This window comes from Halioxenophilus aromaticivorans (genome assembly GCF_042850945.1).
In the GTDB taxonomy this organism is placed as follows: Bacteria; Pseudomonadota; Gammaproteobacteria; order Pseudomonadales; family Cellvibrionaceae; genus Halioxenophilus; species Halioxenophilus aromaticivorans.
In genome coordinates this window covers 1,855,849-1,877,009 of record NZ_AP031496.1, presented here as the reverse complement: position 1 = coordinate 1,877,009, position 21,161 = coordinate 1,855,849, and the positions used below count along the sequence as shown (strand labels likewise).

General features: G+C 52.8%; 20 protein-coding genes. 5 read left to right on the top strand and 15 right to left on the bottom strand.

Translation table 11 applies throughout. The features are described from left to right. Window positions 1–53: 53 nt before the first annotated feature. From bamC to fabV, 4 genes are all read right to left on the bottom strand, one after another. Window positions 54–1,241 carry an outer membrane protein assembly factor BamC gene (gene bamC, locus ACGHM3_RS08110; protein WP_345417999.1) on the bottom strand — a complete coding sequence of 396 codons (1,188 nt, stop codon included), beginning with the start codon at window positions 1,239–1,241 and terminating at the stop codon, window positions 54–56. Window positions 1,242–1,339: 98 nt separating this feature from the next. After that, entirely contained in the window at window positions 1,340–2,218 is an 879-nt protein-coding gene (gene dapA, locus ACGHM3_RS08105) for a 4-hydroxy-tetrahydrodipicolinate synthase (RefSeq protein ID WP_345417996.1), read from the bottom strand. Window positions 2,219–2,346: 128 nt separating this feature from the next. After that, on the bottom strand, window positions 2,347–3,282 hold the full coding sequence (locus ACGHM3_RS08100; RefSeq protein WP_345417993.1) for a lipid A biosynthesis lauroyl acyltransferase: 936 nt from the start codon (window positions 3,280–3,282) through the stop codon (window positions 2,347–2,349). An 11-nt stretch (window positions 3,283–3,293) separates the two neighbouring features. Further along, window positions 3,294–4,487, bottom strand: a complete 1,194-nt coding sequence (fabV, locus tag ACGHM3_RS08095) for an enoyl-ACP reductase FabV (protein ID WP_345417990.1) — start codon at window positions 4,485–4,487, stop codon at window positions 3,294–3,296. Window positions 4,488–4,702: 215 nt separating this feature from the next. Here fabV and ACGHM3_RS08090 point away from each other — a divergent pair, with 215 nt between their 5' ends. From ACGHM3_RS08090 to ACGHM3_RS08080, 3 genes are all read left to right on the top strand, one after another. Further along, window positions 4,703–5,275 carry a tRNA-(ms[2]io[6]A)-hydroxylase gene (locus ACGHM3_RS08090; protein WP_345417987.1) on the top strand — a complete coding sequence of 191 codons (573 nt, stop codon included), beginning with the start codon at window positions 4,703–4,705 and terminating at the stop codon, window positions 5,273–5,275. Window positions 5,276–5,354: 79 nt separating this feature from the next. Beyond that, window positions 5,355–7,091: an arginine--tRNA ligase gene (argS, locus tag ACGHM3_RS08085; protein WP_345417984.1), complete on the top strand. Its 1,737-nt coding sequence runs from the start codon at window positions 5,355–5,357 to the stop codon at window positions 7,089–7,091. A gap of 56 nt (window positions 7,092–7,147) precedes the next feature. Continuing rightward, window positions 7,148–8,878 carry an SLC13 family permease gene (locus tag ACGHM3_RS08080; RefSeq protein WP_345417981.1) on the top strand — a complete coding sequence of 577 codons (1,731 nt, stop codon included), beginning with the start codon at window positions 7,148–7,150 and terminating at the stop codon, window positions 8,876–8,878. Here ACGHM3_RS08080 and ACGHM3_RS08075 read toward each other — a convergent pair. After that, complete coding sequence (locus tag ACGHM3_RS08075; protein WP_345417978.1) at window positions 8,875–9,579, bottom strand: hypothetical protein; 705 nt, start codon at window positions 9,577–9,579, stop codon at window positions 8,875–8,877. The two genes, ACGHM3_RS08080 and ACGHM3_RS08075, sit on opposite strands and share 4 nt — an antisense overlap. Before the next feature lie 210 nt (window positions 9,580–9,789). Between ACGHM3_RS08075 and ACGHM3_RS08070 the strand changes: the two genes are divergently transcribed. Then, on the top strand, window positions 9,790–10,044 hold the full coding sequence (locus ACGHM3_RS08070; RefSeq protein ID WP_345417975.1) for a hypothetical protein: 255 nt from the start codon (window positions 9,790–9,792) through the stop codon (window positions 10,042–10,044). Between the two features lie 414 nt (window positions 10,045–10,458). Here ACGHM3_RS08070 and ACGHM3_RS08065 read toward each other — a convergent pair whose 3' ends face one another. The 6 genes from ACGHM3_RS08065 to ACGHM3_RS08040 all read right to left on the bottom strand — a co-directional run bounded on the left by ACGHM3_RS08065 (window position 10,459) and on the right by ACGHM3_RS08040 (window position 17,275). Further along, window positions 10,459–11,748, bottom strand: a complete 1,290-nt coding sequence (locus tag ACGHM3_RS08065) for a TonB family protein (protein ID WP_345417972.1) — start codon at window positions 11,746–11,748, stop codon at window positions 10,459–10,461. A gap of 417 nt (window positions 11,749–12,165) precedes the next feature. Beyond that, entirely contained in the window at window positions 12,166–12,765 is a 600-nt protein-coding gene (locus tag ACGHM3_RS08060) for a CBS domain-containing protein (RefSeq protein ID WP_345417969.1), read from the bottom strand. A 78-nt stretch (window positions 12,766–12,843) separates the two neighbouring features. Continuing rightward, window positions 12,844–13,143 carry a hypothetical protein gene (locus ACGHM3_RS08055; RefSeq protein WP_345417966.1) on the bottom strand — a complete coding sequence of 100 codons (300 nt, stop codon included), beginning with the start codon at window positions 13,141–13,143 and terminating at the stop codon, window positions 12,844–12,846. A 148-nt stretch (window positions 13,144–13,291) separates the two neighbouring features. Beyond that, on the bottom strand, window positions 13,292–14,095 hold the full coding sequence (locus ACGHM3_RS08050; RefSeq protein WP_345417963.1) for a class III extradiol ring-cleavage dioxygenase: 804 nt from the start codon (window positions 14,093–14,095) through the stop codon (window positions 13,292–13,294). 213 nt (window positions 14,096–14,308) lie between these two features. Continuing rightward, window positions 14,309–14,746: a DUF2214 family protein gene (locus ACGHM3_RS08045; protein ID WP_345417960.1), complete on the bottom strand. Its 438-nt coding sequence runs from the start codon at window positions 14,744–14,746 to the stop codon at window positions 14,309–14,311. Between the two features lie 105 nt (window positions 14,747–14,851). Continuing rightward, window positions 14,852–17,275, bottom strand: a complete 2,424-nt coding sequence (locus tag ACGHM3_RS08040; RefSeq protein ID WP_345417957.1) for a GNAT family N-acetyltransferase — start codon at window positions 17,273–17,275, stop codon at window positions 14,852–14,854. A 337-nt stretch (window positions 17,276–17,612) separates the two neighbouring features. Between ACGHM3_RS08040 and ACGHM3_RS08035 the strand changes: the two genes are divergently transcribed. Further along, complete coding sequence (locus ACGHM3_RS08035; RefSeq protein WP_345417952.1) at window positions 17,613–18,539, top strand: histone deacetylase family protein; 927 nt, start codon at window positions 17,613–17,615, stop codon at window positions 18,537–18,539. Here ACGHM3_RS08035 and ACGHM3_RS08030 read toward each other — a convergent pair. Genes ACGHM3_RS08030 through ACGHM3_RS08015 form a run of 4 tightly spaced genes read right to left on the bottom strand, consistent with a single transcriptional unit; the run spans window position 18,473 to window position 21,081 of the window. Then, window positions 18,473–18,859, bottom strand: a complete 387-nt coding sequence (locus tag ACGHM3_RS08030) for a hypothetical protein (protein ID WP_345417949.1) — start codon at window positions 18,857–18,859, stop codon at window positions 18,473–18,475. The two genes, ACGHM3_RS08035 and ACGHM3_RS08030, sit on opposite strands and share 67 nt — an antisense overlap. After that, window positions 18,846–20,261 carry an exodeoxyribonuclease I gene (sbcB, locus tag ACGHM3_RS08025; RefSeq protein WP_345417946.1) on the bottom strand — a complete coding sequence of 472 codons (1,416 nt, stop codon included), beginning with the start codon at window positions 20,259–20,261 and terminating at the stop codon, window positions 18,846–18,848. The genes ACGHM3_RS08030 and sbcB overlap by 14 nt, the downstream gene beginning before the upstream one ends. 46 nt (window positions 20,262–20,307) lie before the next feature. After that, window positions 20,308–20,649, bottom strand: a complete 342-nt coding sequence (locus ACGHM3_RS08020; protein ID WP_345417943.1) for a 4a-hydroxytetrahydrobiopterin dehydratase — start codon at window positions 20,647–20,649, stop codon at window positions 20,308–20,310. Window positions 20,650–20,673: 24 nt separating this feature from the next. Then, the gene (locus ACGHM3_RS08015) at window positions 20,674–21,081 is read right to left on the bottom strand and encodes a Dabb family protein (protein ID WP_345417940.1); all 408 of its coding nucleotides are present in this window, start codon (window positions 21,079–21,081) and stop codon (window positions 20,674–20,676) included. Window positions 21,082–21,161 lie beyond the last annotated feature (80 nt).

The window sequence follows — 21,161 nt, the reverse complement described above, 5'->3', positions numbered from 1 at the left end:
CCCTGCGCCGCAGCCGCGTTCGAGAGGATCTCACGCCCTAGGCGTAATACTCATTAGATCAGATTGGTGCGAATGATGCCGAGCAATTGTTCGGCGATGTCTTTTTCGACGGGCTGGCCGTAACCGTCGCGCACTCGCACTTCAATGTTGCCATCTACGCCGCGCACCAACACCAAATAGCCCGGTACGTTTTCCAGCTTTTCACCCTGGCTTTCGTTTTGCGAGAAGACCTCGCGGGTTTGCGCGGTGTCTGGTAGATGCGATAACACGTCGGCTATGGTGTAAGGTGTGGTCGGCTCTGCATTCGGATCAGCGTCGCCACCAAAAGCACCTTTAACCGCACGCACGCTACGCTTGATCCAGCCGGGCTTGTCTTCTTCAGCCACAGGCTCACGGTAATCCACATAGAAAGCGCCTAGGGAGTTTTCGCTACCGTAGGGGTGAAAACCATCCTGGCCAGTGGCATGCATTACGCTGGCCCAGGCGCGAGAAAACGACAGTTTCAGGCGCAATATTGGCTCTTTGGAGCTGCTTTTGGCCATAACGGCTTTGTCGTCGGCACCAATGGTTTGAGCCAGCAAGGACGACGAAGAACGCTCCAAGTTGGCCGCCAAGGTGTTGGACAATTCATCCACCATCCACGCCTCTCGGGTGGCGTTTTCAGAGGATTTAGGCCAAAGCTCTGGCTGTTTTAGTTCCGCCTCGTCGGTGGTTTCCATTTGCAAGATATGGATTTCCGAACTCTCTGGCTGAACACCGGTTTCGATTCTCAGCCGGAATCGATTGTGCACTTCAGGAGCATCATTGAAGGCCAACCAGTGAGTATCGATAAGGCCCTTTTCAGGGTCGGTGCCGGCAACGGGAATATTGTAGTTGCCAAGAAATTCCACAATCTGAGGCCATACTTCGGCCGGCGAATTGGAAATAAAAATCCACTGATCACCGGACAGACGTTGGATTTTTACGGTGTCCGCTAGCAGCGCACTCGATAGTGGCTGTGGCCGGGGCACGTCGAAGGTTTGGCTGTAGTCGTAACCGGCATCGTTGATGTTCGGCACTACGTAAATTTCCTGCATTCTGGCGCGGGAAGATTCGGGCACCGCGATGGGCTCTATGGGCTCCGCCCGCTGGTACTCACCGCCACGGTTACGGAACATGCCGTCTTCACCAAAGAAAGTACCACAGCCGGTTAACCATAGGGCATTACTTACGACACACAAACGGAGCAAGGGTTTTATCATTGATTAAATTCTAACCTATTTATATAGACCGCGGGTGGCTAGCACCCGCATAACGCCCAGTATGGACATTGGCCGTGAGCGAAAGGTTTCGCTGTGGTTTAGTCCAAGGCTCCGGCCAGGGTCAAAGCGGCTTCCATCGGCTCGTGAAACTGCTCAGCCAGGGGCGTTAACGGTAGGCGAATGCCGCCTGCGGTTTTGCCAATGCGCGCCATGGCCCATTTCACGGGTATGGGGTTAGACTCAACAAACAGTGCTCTGTTAAGCGGCATTAATTTATCGTTGATCTGCAGGGCTCGCTCGTTGTCCCCTTGCAAAGCGGCAACACACATGGCCGATACAGCACTGGGCACCACATTGGCAGTCACACTGATGTTGCCTTTACCACCGGCCAAAATAAGTTCTACCGCAGTAAGGTCATCGCCAGAGTATACCGCAAACGATTTATCCACTTCGGCCAACAGCGCCTTACCACGAGCAACGTCACCCGTGGCGTCTTTTAAGCCAACGATGTTATCCACCTGGGCCAAACGCAGTACGGTTTCGTTACTGAGATCAACGCCGGTGCGGCCAGGTACGTTGTAGAGAATCTGGGGAATCGCTACTCGGTCGGCCACGTATTTGAAGTGCTGAAACAAACCCTCTTGGGTGGGCTTGTTGTAGTAAGGCGTCACCGACAAACAAGCGTCGGCACCGCGCTCTTTGGCCGCCTGGGTAAGCTCTAAGGCTTCGGCGGTTGCATTGGCGCCGGTGCCGGCAATTACCGGTATGCGGCCATTAACTTGATCTACCACCTTAGCGATGACTTCGAGGTGCTCGGCTGGGCTCAAGGTAGGCGACTCGCCGGTAGTGCCGACGGCAACTATCGAGTGCGTACCTTGTTCTATGTGCCATTCCACCACTGTCCGCAGGGCTTCCCAATCGAGATCCCCTGCCGCCGTCATGGGGGTAACCAGCGCCACCATGCTGCCTTCTATCATTCGCTGTCTCCGGCTGTAAAAATAAACGCGTATGGTACTGACGCACCTGTCTAGGCACAAGCTACCAGGGCGCTTTTTTATTGACGCATTTAGGACGATGATTGTGGATTATTACGCTGGCCGATGGCTTACGCCTGCCGCCCCTGCTTGCTGTAGCGGCCATAGACCCCAGGCATGCCAGGCGGGCGGGTTTTAAAGCGGCGGTGAACCCACAAATACTGCTCCGGCCGCAGGCGTACCTGTGCCTCAACCCAGTCGTTTATTCGCTGAGCATCGGCAATATCATCACCGGAGGGGAAATCTTGCAAAGCCGGCTGGATATCAACTCGCCAACGCAATCGCTCATCTCGATAGTGCACCATGGGCACCACCGGCACCCTGGCCGTGCGAGCAAAGCGAGCGGTAGCCGTGACACTGGCTGCGGGCTCGGCAAAAAAAGTAGCAAAAACGCCCTGTTTAATGCCGTAGTCTTGATCCGGCGCATACCACAGCCAGCGACCGCGCCGCATAGCTTTGATCGCGCCACGCACGTCGGCGCGGTCAATGCAGCGGCTTTGCGGGTTATGGCGCTGACGGCAGCGCAATTGGAAATATTCGTACACTGGATTTTTGTGCGGCCGGTACATCATGTCGGTCTGTGATACCAACGGATTAAGCACTGCGGCGGCGGTATCCACGGTGGTGTTATGCAGGCTCAGCATCAGTACACCACTTGATTGCTCTGTGAGATTACTCAACCCAACCACTTGGCCAAACCGGCGTAGGCGCCACTTTGGCCAAAACCAGACCATGCCAATCTCTAAGCCGCCCAAGCAGGTGTGAAAGATATTGCGCCGAAACAAATTCTGGCGTTGCTGGTCACTCAGCTGCGGAAAACACAGCGCCAGATTGGCCTGCACAATGGCACAGCGCCGCTTGGCCAAAAGGCGAGTGAAAAAAGCAAAGCCATGGGCGAGCCACACCAAAACCACGTGTGGCAACTGGGACACCAACCACCACACCCCCATCAGTACTAACGTAGCTGCATACCGGGGGTGCAGCAGCGATCGGAAAGGAAACGCCATGGAATATCGGCTTAGGCGGGCTTAAATGATGCCTCAACGATGGGCGACACATCCGCCTCGTAGTCCACCGAATCTAACCCAAAGCCAAATAATTTCAAGAATTCGGCGTTGTAGCTCTTGTAATCAGTGAGATCAAACAAGTTTTCCTCGGTGACCTCTGGCCAGATAGCTTCCACCTTAGCTTGCAGCTCGGGTTTTAATTCCAGGTCGTCCATGCGCAAACGATTGTTGTTATCCAGGCGCGGCTCAGAGCTGTACAGCCCCTCTTCATAGAGACGCCAGATTTGCTCAATGCAGCCCTCGTGGGTGCCTTCGGCTTTCATCTCTTTATAAAGGATAGAAATGTACAGGGGCATCACCGGAATCGCAGAACTGGCCTGGGTCACCAGGGCTTTCAATACGGATACACGAGCCTGATTACCATTGCCACCCAGCTGCTGACTGATGGCTGCGGCGGCGCGATCCAAATCTTCTTTGGCTTTACCAATGGTGGCGTGGCCGTAGATTGGCCAGGTGAGTTTGTCACCAAGATAGGTATAGGCGGTGGTTTGACACTCCGGCGCCAGCACATCGGCCTCAGCCAAAGCCTGCATCCACCACTCCCAGTCCTCACCGCCCATCACTTTAACGGTGGCGGCAATTTCTTCTTCGTTGGCGGGCTCTACGGTGACATCGCCAATCTTCAGCGTATCGGTATTCAAATTCTTAGCGGTATAGCCTTGGCCGATGGGCTTCAATACCGAATTGTAGGTCGTACCGGTTTTGGGGTCGGTACGGCGTGGCGAGGCTAAGCTATAAACCACCAAATCAATTTTACCGAGGTCGTTTTTAATGGTTTCGATGGTTTGCTGTTTGATCTCATCGGAGAAGGCATCGCCATTGATGCTCTTGCAATACAAACCCTCGGCACTGGCCAAGTGCTCAAACGCCGCAGAGTTGTAGTAACCGGCGGAAGCAGTCCTGCGCTCGGTGGGCGGCTTTTCAAAGAACACTCCCAGGGTATTCGCGCCGTGCCCAAAGGCCGCCACGATACGCGAGGCCAGGCCGTAACCTGTGGAGGCGCCAATCACCAAGACATTTTTAGGCCCGGTGCCCGCTGCTTTTTGGCTTTTTACGTAGTCGACCTGCTCCTGGACGTTAGCCGCACAACCGGCCGGGTGAGCGTTGGTACAAATAAAACCACGTACTTTGGGTTTAATGATCATATAGCAACCTTTTTTAAATTCGACTGTGCCGGGTGTAACTCGGGGGTGGTATGTTGGCTGATAGCACCCGCGAAGGCCGCCTATTATAGGCAGCAAAACGGCCAGGGCTAGCGTTCACCGCAACAAAGCGTAAAAAACACCCCCACGGCCTGGATATTCGCTATAATCTCGCCCCCTTTGTTACCGTAACCTCTGTGAACCATCAGTAATTGGCTATGAGTTTTCTGCGATTTGCCACCACCGCGGCCTGGACCGACACCGTGCTGACCGATTTCGATACTTTTCTGCAAGACCACGCGGCGGCAGAGAAAAAGGCTTCGGGAATGGCTGTGTCTATGTTGTCCCACTACCCCGACCGTACCGAGCTGGTGCGCTCCATGGCCGATTTGGCCATTGAAGAAATGCAGCACTTCCGCGAAGTGGTAAAGCTGATTTACGCCCGTGGTGGCACCTTGGGCGACGACCAAAAAGACGAATACATCAATCAATTTCGCAAGGCATTTCGTCGAGGTACTGAGGTGTATTTCCTGGACAGGCTGCTGGTTGCGGGCATAATCGAGGCGCGTGGATGCGAGCGCTTTGGATTAGTGGCCGAAGCCTTGCCAACGGGGGATCTAAAACAGTTTTACGACGCCATCACTCGTTCGGAGGCGCGCCACCACGAGCTGTTTATCGAGCTGGCCGAGCGATATTTTACGGCTAATGTGGTTCAGGGCCGACTGGATGAACTGCTGGATTTTGAAGCCAACATCGTCGCCGAGTTGCCGCTGCGAGTAGCGCTTCACTGATACCGCCCTGCCCTTTTAAAAGATTGACGCCGGGCCCGGTTAACACCGGCCAGGTTCCACCAAATAAAGACCAAAAACCATGAATATTCGCGAATTTTTAGCCGATAAAGTGCAATCTGCTATGCAAGCAGCTGGTATCCCCAGCGAACTGGGCCCTCACCTGGCTCCTGCAAAAAAAGCCGGCTTTGGTGATTACCAAGCCAACGGTGCGATGGCCGCTGCCAAAGCCATGAGAACCAACCCACGGGAGCTGGCAGCTAAGATTTTGGACCAGCTGGCATTAGACGGCATCGCCGATAAGGTAGAAATCGCCGGCCCCGGATTTATTAATATTCACCTAGCGGACGCGTGGCTGGGCCGACAGCTCAGCGGTGTGGCCGAGCAAGCCACCCTTTCGGTTGAGCCCACCAGTGCCCCCCAAACCGTGGTGGTGGATTATTCCAGCCCCAATTTGGCTAAGGAAATGCACGTTGGCCACTTGCGCTCCACCATCATTGGCGACGCTATCGTGCGGGCGCTGGAATTCGTCGGCCACAAGGTTATTCGTCAAAACCACGTGGGCGACTGGGGCACACAGTTCGGCATGTTATTGGCCGAATTAGAAAGCCAAACCCAGGCCACCGATGCTGAAATCGCCCTGCGCGACCTAGAGGCCTTTTATCAGCAGGCCAAACAACACTTTGACGCAGACCCAGAATTCGCCAACACCGCTCGCGACTATGTCGTGAAGCTGCAATCCGGCGACGAGAAGATTCTGGCACTGTGGAACAAGTTTCGGGAGATCTCGCTCAGCCACGGCGATGAGATTTACCAAAAGCTCAATGTCACCCTAAGCCGCGAAGACGTGATGGGCGAAAGCGCCTACAACGACGACCTACCCGTGTTGGTAAAAGCCTTGGAAGACCAAGGCTTAGCCGTGGTAGACCAAGGCGCCAAGGTGGTGTTTTTGCAGGAGTTGGCCGACAAAAAAGGCAACCCCAGCCCCGTTATTGTGCAAAAGCAAGACGGCGGCTACCTTTACGCTACCACCGATTTAGCGTGCTTGCGCTACCGCGCCAACACCCTCAACGCCGACCGTCTGATGTATTTTATCGATCAGCGCCAGGGCCTGCACATGCAGCAGATCTTCACGCTGGGCGTAAAAGCCGGCTTCGCCAGCTCGGATATCAGCCTGGAGCACCACGGCTTTGGCACCATGAATGGTGAAGACGGCAAGCCCTTTAAAACCCGCAGCGGCGGCACCGTAAAGCTGGCCGATCTGCTCGACGAAGCGGTGGAGCGAGCCCGCGCATTGATAGAAACCAAAAATCCCGAGCTGAGCGAGCAAGAAAAAGCCGCAGTTGCGCTTAAAGTGGGTATTGGTGCGGTGAAGTACGCCGATTTGTCGAAAACTCGCACCACCGATTACATCTTCAGTTGGGACGCTATGCTGGCCTTTGAAGGCAACACCGCGCCCTATTTGCAATACGCCTATACCCGAATTCAAAGCATATTCCGTAAGGCCGGGGTTGAACCCAGCAGCTTAACCGCGCAGATTTCCGTTGAGGCAGAGCAAGAACGACACCTGGCGCTCAAATTGCTACAATTCCCGGAAGTGGTGGAACTGATGATCAAGGAAGCTTTCCCCCACGTGCTATGTACCTACCTGTTTGAGCTGGCCAGTGCCTTTATGACCTTCTACGAGGCCTGCCCAATACTCAAAGACGGCGTTGAAGAACCCGTTAAAGCCAGTCGTTTACACCTGGCTCGTACCACCGGCGAACACATCAAGCAGGGCCTAGTGTTGTTGGGCATTGATGTAATGGATCGTATGTAAACAATCCATCGCTTTGTGAAAGTGGATGTTGCAAACTAAAGATGGAATGTAAGTAGATGATGAGTAGCTGGATTGTACTCGCCTCGGTGTTGCTACTGCTGGTATGTTTGATTCAGGGCAAGCTAAAGCCGGCTCTGTTGTTTTGTGGGTGGGCTTTTGCTTACCTGACCTTTGGCGTGGTAGAAACCCAAGAATTGTTGGGCAGCTTTGCCAACCCCGGTTTGGCTACCCTGGTGCTGCTGTTGTTGGTCTCGCTGGCCCTGGAGCGCTCGCCTCTTCTCGACAGCCTTTCTTCAACTTTGTTAACGGGCAACGAACGCTGGGCTCGCATTAAGTTGATGTTAACCACCGCGGGTTTCTCGGCCTTTCTCAACAACACGGCTGTAGTAGCGTCTTTTTTAAGCACGCTCACTAAACAAAACCGCTTTGCCCCGTCGCGCCTGCTTATTCCCCTGTCCTATGCTTCGGTGCTAGGTGGCGTAACCACCCTGGTGGGCACCTCCACCAACCTAGTGGTGGACTCCTTCGTCGCCGACGCCGGCTTACCCCAATTCTCCATGTTTCAGTTTTCCGCCGTGGGTATTCCGGTGGCTCTGGCCTGTATCGGCGTCATTGCGCTGACCACGCGTTTTTTACCTAACCACCAACAAAGTGATACCAGCAACAAACTGAATTACTTCGTCACCGCTGAGGTTATTCGTGGCTCGGCCATGGTTGGTTCCAGCATCGAAACCAACAAATTGCGGGGCTTGCAGGGCTTATTCTTGCTGGAGATTGACCGCAATGGCCGCCGCATCTCGCCGGTAACCCCAGACGAGCTTCTACAGGAAGGCGACCGCCTGTTATTTACCGGTGAAGTGGAACAGGTACATACCCTGCAACAGTTCCATGGCTTGCAAGTGTTTGGCACAGAAGCCGAACAACTGCTCACCACCAACTTGGTGGAAGTGGTCATCGCCCACGAGTCAGAACTGCCGGGCAAAACCTTGCAAGAGGTGGACTTCCGCACCATGTTCAATGCCGGCGTAGTGGGCATTCGTCGCGGCGAAAAGCAATTGCGTGGGCAGCTTGGCCGTATTCCACTGCGAGTGGGCGATTCCCTACTGTTGGCCATAGGCACGGATTTTTTCCAACACCGCAACATCGACCGCAACTTCCATATTCTGTCAGATACCCTGCAGTACTCGCGCCTTGGTAAAAATCAGAGTGTTTGGGCCATGGTAGGTTTTGCCGCCGTTATCGCGCTGGCAGCCGTCAATTTACTGCCATTGTTCACCGGGCTAGGACTGTTGCTGGCGGTATTTTTAGGCACTAGGTTGCTGAGCGTGCAAGAGCTGCGCAGACGCTTTCCTTTCGATCTGGTGCTAATCATCGGCTCCGCCCTGACCATCGCCAAAGGCCTGGATAACTCCGGTGCTGCCGATATGATCGCCGGTTTTATGCAAGCCGTGTTTAACGGCTATGGCCCCTATGCAGCGCTGGCCGGGGTGTTTATTTTGACGCTAGTTCTCACCGAGTTGGTGACCAATAATGCCGCCGCTGCGTTAGTTTTCCCCATTGCGCTGTCTACAGCTCAGGGGTTTGGGGTCGACCCCATGCCATTCGTGATGGCCGTGGCCTACGGCGCCAGCGCCTGTTTTTTGATTCCCTACGGCTACCAAACCCACTTAATGGTGTACTCCCCCGGGCATTATCAAATGTCTGATTTCATTAAAGCGGGGGGATTGGTGAGCTTGGTTTACTCCGTCGGCGTGATTGCCCTTATCCCACTGGTTTTTCCGTTTTAGCTTTGTTCCAAACTCAGGTGGCTGGTATCGGGCTCTACGATGGGCAGCTCCGGTGCCGGCTCTGCCAGGTCACTGCCCACCGGGGCAATATCTAGCGCCGGGGCGGCAACCAATGCCGGCTGATCCTGTGTTGCTTGGCCCATGTCGGCCCCCACTTCTGCCAGATTCCAGCCGGCATCCATGATCGGCAACGGCAGCGCCTCTTCACTGATGGATTCAATAATCGCGCCCAGCTCAGCCAAACCCCAGTTGGCAACCATCACCGGTGTTGGTTCTGCAGCGCAAAGCTCGCCGCTGTCCAGCAAGTTGCCGCCACTGGGGCGCAGGGACAAATGCTCCACCGAGGGGGCCACCGCCGCCTCATTAGGCTTACCTCCACGAGGCATCAAGCTTGCGCCCACCGGAGCAATACTGAGCTCCTCACCGGACTTGCTAGTACCGGCGGGCTTAGCCTTCTGCCCGGCTTGGTCATCGGCCACAACGGAGACAATGGCGCCTGTTTTGGCAAAGGCTTGCTTATATTGGGCGGCCTTTACCTGCGTTAGGCCGCGTTTCAGAACCACTACATTACCGGTGAACAGCTTTTCTACCTGTGGCGAAGACAGCTTAAACAACTGCCCCATCCTCGCTTTTACTTGCTCTATGGGTTGGCCAATGGCGATATCGCCACGAAAGACTATTTGGAATGTTGTGTCACTCATGACAGGATCCATTTAACTCGGTTTTTGACTACTTTTTAGTTTAGCAGGTGTATATCGCAAAGATTGTCGTCGCAATCCTTTTTATACGGGGCAACCCTGTAGATAATTATTTTTCATAGGCTATAACTCTAAGTGAGACTTTCGCTGTTGATCTCACACTACTAATAATAATTCGAGTAATTGATTTTACTTCCCGAGAAATCAAGCCAAATGAAAATCACAAAGCAACGTTGCAAACCGCTAGACAGCATGGAAAGCCTAGACAACCGCATTCGCCTAAAAACCTTAGAGGAACGTATCTCCTACCTGGAGCGAGTCATCGCCGATTTGGATTTTGAAAACGAAGGCAATTTAACTTACCGCAATACCTTGCAGCAGGCGCTCAAGGAAAGCTGCCAAATCTACAGCGCCTTGCAGAAGGATCGCGACATCTCTATGAAAGGCCGCTCTCGACCCAGCGCATAATTATTGTTTACCGCCGCTTTAGCATAAATAATCGCGGCGGTTTTTGCTTTGGTCTGAGCTTTTGGGTCTAGAGTGCTGTGGTCTAAAGTGCTTGGCAGTGACACGTCGTAACCAAAATCGTTGTCTATAAAGATTTGGCCTGTACGTATCTACGTTATTTCTGTTACGTGGAAACTGGCCTTTCCAAGCTGATTAGCCTGTCATTATTCGCTTAATGTACGGGGGCCTTCTTGACAACTGTTTCTCTTAACAACTGTCTCTCTTGTCCGAGATAAATAGTTAATAAATTGACAATTTCATGCAGGTTCTTCCTCTCATTCCCTAGGCCTCGGGCAACACCTTTTGCAATGCACCACACCCAATCGAACGGCTCAGAACTCCATTTATTAAAAAACACCTGAAATACGCTAGCAATTAGTATACGAGATCATAGGTGAGTGTTAATTCAAAACTAAACTCTTTTAAACCAAGGTTCTCTGGGATAGGCGTAAATGGCTCTGCGCTGGCCACAGCATCCAAGGCCTGATCGTTTAAAACATCGTAACGGCTGGGTTTTGCAAGATCTAGCCGCGTTAGGTAGCCCTTGTCATCCACCGCAATGTGCAGGGACACATCACCTTCCATGCGCCGACTGAACGCTTTAAATGGAATGGTTTGATACTTGCGGATGGCGCGCTCCAATTGCGATTGATAGGCACGCTTGGCCGCTGTGGCGGCTTCTTTGTCCTCGGTGTTGGGTTCCTGGGCTACAGTCGCAGCCGCCACAACGGTGGGTGTATTGACGGCTGCATTTGAATTGCCGGTTTGCACTGTAGCAACCTGGGCAGAAGCGCCAACGTCCGCCACCGCTTCACTTTCGGTTTGCCCAATAACGTCAGCACTGGCTGGGCTAGGGGTAGTCGCCTCGGTCATCACTGCCGGGGCTGTAGCGGCGGGATCTGGTAACGTCTGAGGCTGCCTTGCAGGAGCATTGGTAGGTGCACGCTCTGGAGCAAGGATACTCCGTACAGAACCAACCTGGGCTGGCACTGGCTCTTCGGGTTCCGCAGCCGCGCTGGCGGCAACCGGGGCCGAAGCCAGAACCGCTTGGGACTCCACCGCCGAGGGCTGCAACGCTAGGAATTCAGCCACCAGCGGGCTATCACCGTTATTGTCCTCGAGTAAGTCGCGCTTAAACTCCGATGATAGCGGCACATCACCAAGCAAACCATTTAACATTAAAACCCCCAGCTGTGAATTATCGATAAATTCAATGGTTTCCATATTGATTTGCAAGCTAGTGCCCCTACCCGGCGTATAGACCACGCGGAAGTGATCGCCACGGTAAAAATCTTGATCTAAAAATTGGTAGAGCTTGGCCAAGGCTTGGCTTTCGTCTTGCTGTTGCCGAGTATTGCTGTTCAACCCAATGGACTCTCGCCACAAGCGAGCAAACCGACGATCGGAGAAATACTCGGCCTCTATTGCTAGGTCTAAACGGAAGGGGTAAGCACCGGACAGCACGGATTGATCCCCTGCGCTGTTGGCATCGCGTTGCAATAAAGCTATAAAAACTGGACGGTTGTACTGAGAAAAACGCGCGTAGTTACTATTATCCCATGCCAAGGCAGCAGGCCCGCCGATGAGCAATAAAACACCAAATCCGTAGCAAATGAATAATGTCAGCGCGGAGCTGGTGGCCTGAGTGGGTAACCGGCTGTTCATGCGTACTATTTTCTCCTTGAACTGGCTAGCGTGTTGAGCGTCCCTGCGTACGGCTTTGCGACGAACCACCTGGGCTTGTCGCCTACTTCAGCGGTGTTACTATTTTATCAAAGGACATAGGCATCGAGAACTTGCGAGCTGCTACCAACACTATTTTTCTATTTCCACCTAGGCAAATACAGCGACTAGGCCGAGATAGAGCCCAAGCGAGACGCTGTTGTAGCCTGACTTACAATCGTAAACTAGTGTTGAGCATTGTGTCTAAGCTGGCAAGTAAACGCCATCCCAACGGTGTAAATTCTTTGTTGATCGCGCCTTCCACCCTAGAAAGCTCAATGCAGTCTGGACAAGTCTTAAATAAAAAAGCCGCAAGTTGAGCTTGCGGCAAGTGGGAGTGGAGCAAGGAAAGAAGGCTGATTAGTTAACCGCGAGTGTCGGCCTTGGGTCCGGGTTGAACTGGCGATAAATGACTCCGGCAATCTCGCTGAAACTGGCGGATTGGGATACCTCAAACGGCAACCCTAGCTTTTTGGCGATGGCATAGGCAGACACAACCCCACGGATTTTACGGCTCTGCTGATCCACCACTAAGCAATAACGTAGGCTGTTATTTTGCAACGCCAGCATTACATCGGAAATCGACGACTGAACAAAGTCGCTGTAGGGCAATGCCTTTACTGAATTGCGGCTTTCTAGGAAGTCGGCGGCCATTAAATCCTCTCGGCTGTGCCCTGCCGAAACCCTTTTAATCAGCTCTTGCGAGTTCAACCGGTCGAAACTGACCACGCCAAGAAAGTGCTGGGCTTGGTCTAATACCAGCAGCACATGGGCCGAAGAACGTCTCAACATCTCCAGCGCCTGGGAGGCCGGGGTTCGGTCATCAACCACCACGGGAGATTCTTTGGCAAAGTCGGCGAGTAAATCCAGCGCTGGTGAAGCCAGTGTTAGTTGCCCATCCTCGGTTGGGCTGGCCAGATCTTGGTAAAAGTTTGCGTTTAAAACAGATAATTTATGCATGAGAGTACCCCGCAAAAGCGCATGCTTTTGCTTAACAAAAAATAAGAAATTAATGGCTATAGTGCTGTTTTTGTTGAATCAGCTGCGATGCGGGGGTCCGCGAATGGTGTGGCCACAGATTTTGCTTTGCGGTAGATGCGAGCCTTCAACGACTTGCGCAGTGACAGCGGTTTGACCTTCCGTTGCTAGAATACCGGCTAGGGCAGCGCCGTCTTCGGTATCAGAGAAGGTATCGTCAACGCTTATGGCATCGATGACAGTGACCGTCGTAGTTGTGAAACCGTCCGCTAACGCTTGCGAAACACCAAGATTCAGCGACACCAGCAGCAAAACGCTGCTGAGTACTGACAATAGGCTTCGGGTAGAACGGTTAGACACAGAATTTCCTTTAACAGCCAAGATGGCTAAAACTGGATTGCTTAAACACTCTGACTGCGGGTGCAGTCAGCTGTTCCGCAAAAGATAAAAAAATTATCTTTTTTTGTGATAGGTCAAACAAGAGAATTGCATTACTGGCCGCCCCCATTTAAAGGTGCCACAAATACATACTGGACTGCACGTTAAGAATGCTCACCTGGTAGGCCCGATCTGCCGCTTGCTGAGCTAAACCGTAACACACATGCAGCGGCAACAGGTGCTCTTCTCTTGGATGACAATATCTCGCTCCCGGCGCTTGATGCCAGCCCGTAAGGCGTTGCCAGCGTTGGCTTGAGGTTAATTCCGGGCTTTGGCAGGTCTCCTGCAGCCAGTGTTCAAATTCGGTATTTTTCTTTCGATCGCTGGCGCTGCGAGCCGAGAAAAAAGCACGCATGTTATGAAAAGAAAAACCCGAGCCCACGATCAAAATGTCCTCGCCTATCAGCGACCGCAGGGCCGCGCCCAGTGCCAGGTGAGCCGCGGCGTCCAAACTACTTTGCAGACTGATTTGCACGCAGGGAATATCCGCCTGTGGGAACATAAGCTTTAGCGGCACAAAAACACCATGATCGAATCCCCGGGAGGGCTCCAACTCGCAGTTGATCTTAGCGGCAATGAGCGCCTGTTTTATGCGAGTGGCTAATTCGGGTTGACCAGGACACGGATATTGAATTTGATAGGTTTCGTCAGGGAAGCCGTAGTAATCGTAAAGTAAAGGTGGCTCTGGAGCACTTAACACACGGCACACCGACTCTTCCCAATGAGCGCTGATAACAATGATCGCCGCAGGCTTTACCAGCTCCCTGCCGATACTCTGTAAGCATGCCACCATCTCGGAATGCCCCGGGTCGCCCATTAAAGGCATTGGGCCACCGCCATGGGAAAGATAAAGCACATTGGTGTTGGTGGTCATCGGGCTAGGTCCATTAAAACATTAGCTTCATCCTGAAACGGGTTCCCTCACATTTCCTGGATTGAAATCAAAAAGCAGAAATAAACGACGTTGCTCAACGTTCAACGGCATTTCCCTCTACCTGCTGCCCATATTAGCCCAGTGAACTATCCGGGTAACGTCAAAAAATTTAACCAGTACGTTGAAAACAAAACCACCGTGCTGCGCAGCCAATTACGCCAGCCCTCTGCCTTGGGCCATAAACACGGCCAACAGCGGAATAATTAAAAACAGCAATAACTCCAAACGCACCACCATTACAACAGGTTTAGGAATGGCCAGCGTGGGGCTGTTAGATTTACGCAGTTTGAGAAAGGTAACGGTAGGATAGATAGACAGCAACACCATTAAGCCAAATAGCCCCAGCTTGGCGTGAAATACCGGGTTTGAGCTATAAAAACCCGCCGGCTTACCCACTAACAACCAGAGGCTTAACCCTGCCAGCAGTACCACCACCGCGGTAATGCCATAAAACGCATCGATCAACGAAAGCCGTTTCACCTCGGCCAACGGTAGCGTGGGCTCTAGTTTTAAATGCTGCACAACCAACAATGCAAACAAAATAAATATCGCCAAAAAGTGCACATAGCGCACTAGGATAAACGCCGTCATGTTTTCCCCTCCCTTGGGTTTTTCTCACTGGGTTTTTCACACTCGGTTTTGGCATACCGGGTTTTGGCATACCGGGTTTTGGTAGACCGGGTATTAGCACGAGAGTTACATTGCTGCACCTGCATCGAGCTTTACTTTTACTTGCTCAATAAACTGGGGCGATAGAACCACCGCCGCAATAACCATCCCAGCATCATCGGCGTCGCGCCTAATGCTGAACCCCAATTTACGGCAGAAGTCGATCATGTGCCGGTTATTGGCCAGCACCGTTCCTTCCATCACTGGAAAGCCTTTGTCCGCCGCGATACAAAACAGGCGCCGCATTAAATAGGCCGCCAAGCCCTGCCCTTGATACTCGTCCGCCAGCACAATGGAAAACTCACAACTGTGGCCGTCAAAATTATCGCTGTAACGAGCCGCACCGATTTCTCTGGCAATGCCGTCATCCTCAACTACCGCTACTAAGGCCATTTCACGGTCGTAATCGATGTGAGTGAAGCGAGCCAACATTCTCGGCGTAAGCTCTACAATGTTGGCCATAAACCGATAGTATCGCGCCTCTTTAGATAACCCGCGCACAAAGTCGGCCATAATGGGGGCATCTTCTGGCCGCACGGGGCGCACAGCCACAAGGTCGCCATTGCGCATACGAAATTCGCTCACCCAATGTCTTGGGTAGGGTTGGATGGCCAAATGTTCGTAGCGGCGCAAGTTGGGGCAGGCTACTAACCGAGCGCTGATATCACCGCCGTGAATGGAATCCTGCCCTACTCTCAAGTCCGCTAGGTCTATGCTGTGCAACTCTGGTATCTCACACACCAAGGTGGATAAACCGAGCAACAGATTTTCCAGTAAATAGGACTCGGCATCGGGGAGGATTTGCTGAATTAAATCTTTGATTAATACGGTATTGAGTGGCGGCAAGGCGATGGCTTCGGATTCACGATGCCACTGCTCACTACCCCCAAACGCCAAACCAATAATAGGGCCAAATACCGGGTCTCGGAACATGCGCACATGTAACGGCGTTTTAATATCACTGCCCTTTTCCACACCTGGCGCCACGCAGATATTAAACTGCTCAAGTATTTCGGTTAATCCAGAAAAATGCAGTTCACTAAGCCCTTGATCCAGGTGCGCTTGAATAATCGCCCGGGCATTTTCCACATCAATTTGCAAACGCACTGCACCACTTTCCGGGCTCTGTTTCGCCAGGCGCTGGTTGCGCTGAAACTGCACTAAAAATTGAAAGCCCTCGATGGCCGATTCCGGCGTGCGGAAAGTGGGAATTCCAGCGGCGGTGATTTGTTTACGCACGGTGACCATGTTACCGCCACCAATCAAACACACCATAACCAGTTTTTTTTGTTTGCGCTGCAAGCTGACAATGCCATCGTATAGAGAGCCCAAATCCAGCAAGGCGGTCGGGCTAAGCATTAACAGCACCGCGCCACAGCTTTTGTGCCGCAAGGCTTCATCGGCCAGCTCGACATAGCGCCCCGCTGCACTGCTGGCCCAAACCGTAGTGATTCTATCCACCGTGCCGTCTTCGCCGATGATATCGCTAAGCTCTTGTTTTAAGCGTCCTTCGGGTTGTAACAACGGCACGTTAAGCTCACGCGCGCGCTCCACGGCCATTTCTCCCGGCCCGGCTCCGTTGCCAATAATAAGCAGGCTACCGTCGTAGACTCGGCGGGCATTCGTCATCACGGAGGCAGCGGCAATTAAGTCGTTAAGGCGCTTGCCACGCACAGCACCAGTACGATTGAGGGCGGCATCAAGAATTCGCTCATCGGTACCCAAGGAATGCTCGGCCACCACCGCCACCGGTTTAGTCCGCCCCGCCGCGCGCAGGCTGGATAAAAACCGAGTGGGGTTGCCCACGGACTTTAGGTACATCAGTAGCGACTGGCTGTTGTAATCGCTGGCAAGATAATCCAACACCTGGGACGGCATACTATTATCCAAAGACAAGCCAAAGGCCACCACCTGGGAAAAACCAATGCCTTGCCATGTAGCCCAATCCACCAAGCCACTGGCAATGGTGCCGGATTGCGACATCAGCGCCAGCCGACCGGTGAGTGGCTGGGTGTGCCCAAGCCAGGCAAAAAAACGCGCACTAGGTCGGCAGATTCCGAAACTGTTGGGGCCTAGCATTCTCACGCCGTAGCGCTTGGTGGCGGCCGCCAGCTCGGCCTCAGGGGTATTGCAAGCGGCCACCATTAGTACGAATTTAATACCTGCCGATGCACACTGTTCAATTAACTGCGGTGCCGGAGCCGCCAAATCCCCCACTAAAATCGCCAGATCGGGGCTGTCAGTCAGCTCCGATAGATGGTCTACATGGGTCACTAGGGGAGTTTCCGTGGCCATGGATGGGCGTGGCCCGGCCAGGGTTACCGTCAACGGCCGAGCGGCCACCGCCAGGGACTGCAATATTGCAGTTACCGCCGGGTGCTGCGGATTAACCCCGGTTAATACCACTACAGATTGCGGCGCAAACAAAGGCCGCAGAGCGTGTTCCGACATTAGTGGATTTTTACTCCTAAGAAGTGTTGATGCATTGCCTAGCCTGCCAGACAATAGCTGAATAACCGATGACGTAAAAAATAGCATTACCGCCGTGGTGGGCAGCGCCGCGAAAACCCCATAAAACTTATACCGTCATACAGCATTAACTCAGAATATGCACTGTTACGGGTGTAATGGGCGAACAAAACGATACTTTGGTAGGATTCTAATCATAGGGCAACTTATGGCTTGATCCACCGCAACTTATTACGCTCTAAATTACAGTAGGGTGTAATCACATAACAAACAATATAAAAGCGTTACCGAAGATGTAGCGCGGCTACGGAGATGATCTATGCCTACGGTGTATATCTCGCACAACAGTTGTGAAAAACACATCGCCGGGGAAGAGCACCCCGAGGCCCCGGAGCGAATTGGGGCTATTCAAAACCGCTTGATCGCCGGTCAAATGGCCGACTTTCTACGCTGGATAGACGCCGAACCGGCCACCCGCGAACAACTGGTGGCCACCCACGATCCGGACTACGTCGATGCCATCTTCGCCCGCGCCCCGCAACAAGACCGCGTGGAGCTGGATTCCGACACCTTTATGATGCCGCATACCTTGGCAGCCGCACTGCACGCGGCAGGCTCGGTTATTCAGGCGGTGGATTTTGTCATGGCTGAGCAATTCAACAATGCGTTTTGCGCGGTACGGCCACCGGGCCATCATGCCGAGTACGACCGGGCCATGGGCTTTTGTATATTCAATAACGTGGCCGTGGGTGCTCGCCACGCCATCAACCACCACGGCTTGGACCGCGTAGCCATCGTTGATTTCGATGTTCACCACGGTAACGGCACCGAACATATTTTCCGGCAAGAGCCAAAAGTGCTCTACGCATCCAGCTACCAACACCCCTACTACCCGTTCAGCGACCCAGGCAAATCCCACGACAATATGGTGCACATGCCGTTATCAGCCGGCAGTGGCAGCGCTGAGTTTCGCCAAGCCATCGGCAAACATTTGTTGCCAGCGCTGGACGCCTTCCAACCGCAACTGCTGATGGTGTCGGCTGGATTCGATGCTCATAAACAAGATCCCTTGGCCCAACTGCGACTGCAAGACGCCGATTACGCCTGGATCACCGATGAACTGATGCAAGTGGCAGATCGCCACTGTGGGGGCAAATTGGTTTCTGTGCTGGAGGGAGGTTACGACTTAGACGCCTTGGGGCGTGCAGCGTTTGCACACATACGCTGCTTAATGGGGCTGGGATAAGGGCCACGGCGAGCGCACAGCGCCTGTTTAATAAATCGCCAAGCCCAATTGACGGTAATTAAAACAACAAAACAAAATAGAAATTGGCCCACCAGCACAATAATAAACTTGGGCCAATAGTCCAATTCCGCACTGAAGAAACCCGCCCAGGTAATACCGGGCCAGGCCAACCACTGGTACACCGGTAACAGTGAATCATCCAGCCAAAAGCAAATCTTAAAGAGTACCGCCACGGCCAAGGTAACCACGGTCGCATAGAGCACGGCACGCTTGGTTGGCCCCATGGAGTCTTTCAGTAAAAAAACATTAAACCACGGCATCAGCGTATTCAGACAGCGAGTCCAACACCTGCATTTGCGCCGGTGTCAGCTGCTCTGACTCTTGTAAACTGAAGATTTTTTCATGCAGCTCTTCCAGGGTCACAAGCCCAGGTCGAGGCTCGGTTAATCGCTGATAGCGGTATTCTTGCCACTGGTGGTGTTCGGCTTCGGTGAGGGTTTCGGGAAAATTCCGCGCGCGGTAACGAAACAACAACGGATTGAGGCGTGGGTCGTCAAAGCTCAAGGCAGCGGCAGCCAAATCTTCGCCATTAGAAGTGCGCACCTGGGCCATTTTTTGTTTATCTTTGGCGGATACAAAACCGTCGTACAGAGCGGCTTCTTCCTCGCGCGGTTTGGCGAATTCTCGGCTGGCGTAAACCTGTTGCAACTTGGGGCCCAAATTATGCCGGTGAATTTGCTTCCAGTGTTGGCGGCACAAATCCAAATCGATCTGCAAGCGCGAAGCGTGCTCGGGGGTTAGCAATTTGGCTGTGGCCAACACTGGACTTTTATTTAAATGTACCTCTTTCAACGCCAAGCGCTCTTCATCTTCGGGTAAATCTTCTGTCTTGGTGTAGAGTTTTTCCTGAATTTGCTCAGCAGATAGCTGAAATAACGGCGTAGGGTCGGCCGACAAATCAAAACAAATAATCGAGTTCTTGTTGGTAGGATGATTGGCCAAGGGAACTACCAGCGCGGTGCATCCCCGGCTGGCTGGGAACATTGCCGACACGTGAACCAGGGGCGTGGAATTACCAATATCGATGTGCGAGGCGGCCTCGCGTTTATCGCGCAGGGTAAATAAGTAATCGAACAGTTTGGGCTGAAGGGTTTTTATACGTTTTGCTAAGGCAATGGTGGCATACACATCTGACAGCGCATCGTGGGCGTTTTCGTGCTCAAAATGATTGGCAGCGGCGATATTTTCCAATTTAAAACTGGGTACACCATCCACCATTGGCCACTCGATGCCCTCCGGCCGTAAAGCATAGGTTAGGCGCACCATGTCGATGATATCCCAGCGGCTATTGCCATTTTTGTATTCGCGCTCGTAGGGGTCGTAAAAATTACGCCACAAACTGTAGCGAGTGACCTCATCATCAAAGCGAATACTGTTGTAGCCCACTCCGCAGGTACCAGGCTCTGCCAATTGCTCGTAAACTTTGGCGATAAAGTCGCGTTCCGGCAAGCCTTCGGACAGCGCCTGCTGTGGTGTTAGACCGGTAATTAGGCAAGCTTCTGGGTGAGGTATAAAATCATCGCTTGGCCGGCACATAATATTCACTGGATCATCGATGATTTCCAGATCAAGGTTGGTGCGCACACCCGCGAACTGGACCGGACGGTCCAGGGCCGGACTAGCCCCCCAGGTTTCATAATCGTGCCAAAAAAGACTGGTCAAACCGAGTAACTCTTTTTTAAGTGAGAAGAATGATTGGGTAAGTGTTTTACAACGACTGAACTAAGGCATCGGTTTTTGCTGCCATAACAAAATCGTTTTTATGCAAACCATTGATACTGTGGGTCCACCACTGCACGGTGATTCTGCCCCACTCCACCACCAAAGCCGGATGATGATCGTGCTGGTTGGCAAGCTCAGCTATCGCCTGAGCGTAGGCCACCGCTGCGGAGAAATCTTTTACCGTGAACACCTTTGCCAATTTTTTGATGCCGCTGCTGTGCTCTAACTGCCACCCCTGAAGCTCTGCCAACAATTGCTCGATGGCCACATCGCTTAGAGGCTTAGCACTGCTATCACAGGCGGCGCAGGTTTGCTCTGCCAACTGCATAAAGGCTCCTGAATCAGCTTAGGCTTACGCCATGATGGAATCGTGTACCACTACTTTTTCCCAAAGACCTTCGCATTCTTCTACAAACTTGGTGTGCAGTTCGTGGCTTTGATAGACATCTTGATCTTCAACGCTGTTAAACATCATTAATTCTGAGACATGAAAGCTGTTGTCGATAACATCTCGTTTCAGTGTGGATGCCGGGACGCCCACATGCAGCCGCTGTACCTCGGGTATTTCGGCTAGGCTTTTCAAACCGGCAATAAGTTTATCGCGGTCTTCGGTGGACTCTGGGTTGGCTAACCAGAAGTACACCATGTGGTGCACAGGTGGAACCACATCGGTGGCCGCAGAGGCTGACTTTGGTAGCGCGGACGCAATCGCCAGGCCACTTCCGGTTGCCATCAATTTACGGCGAGAGATATCGGTCATTAGTATTCCTTTTTTATCGTCAGAGACCTAGGGCCTGCGTTTACTTCGGGCACATTGGATCATGCTGCTGGGATTTGTGC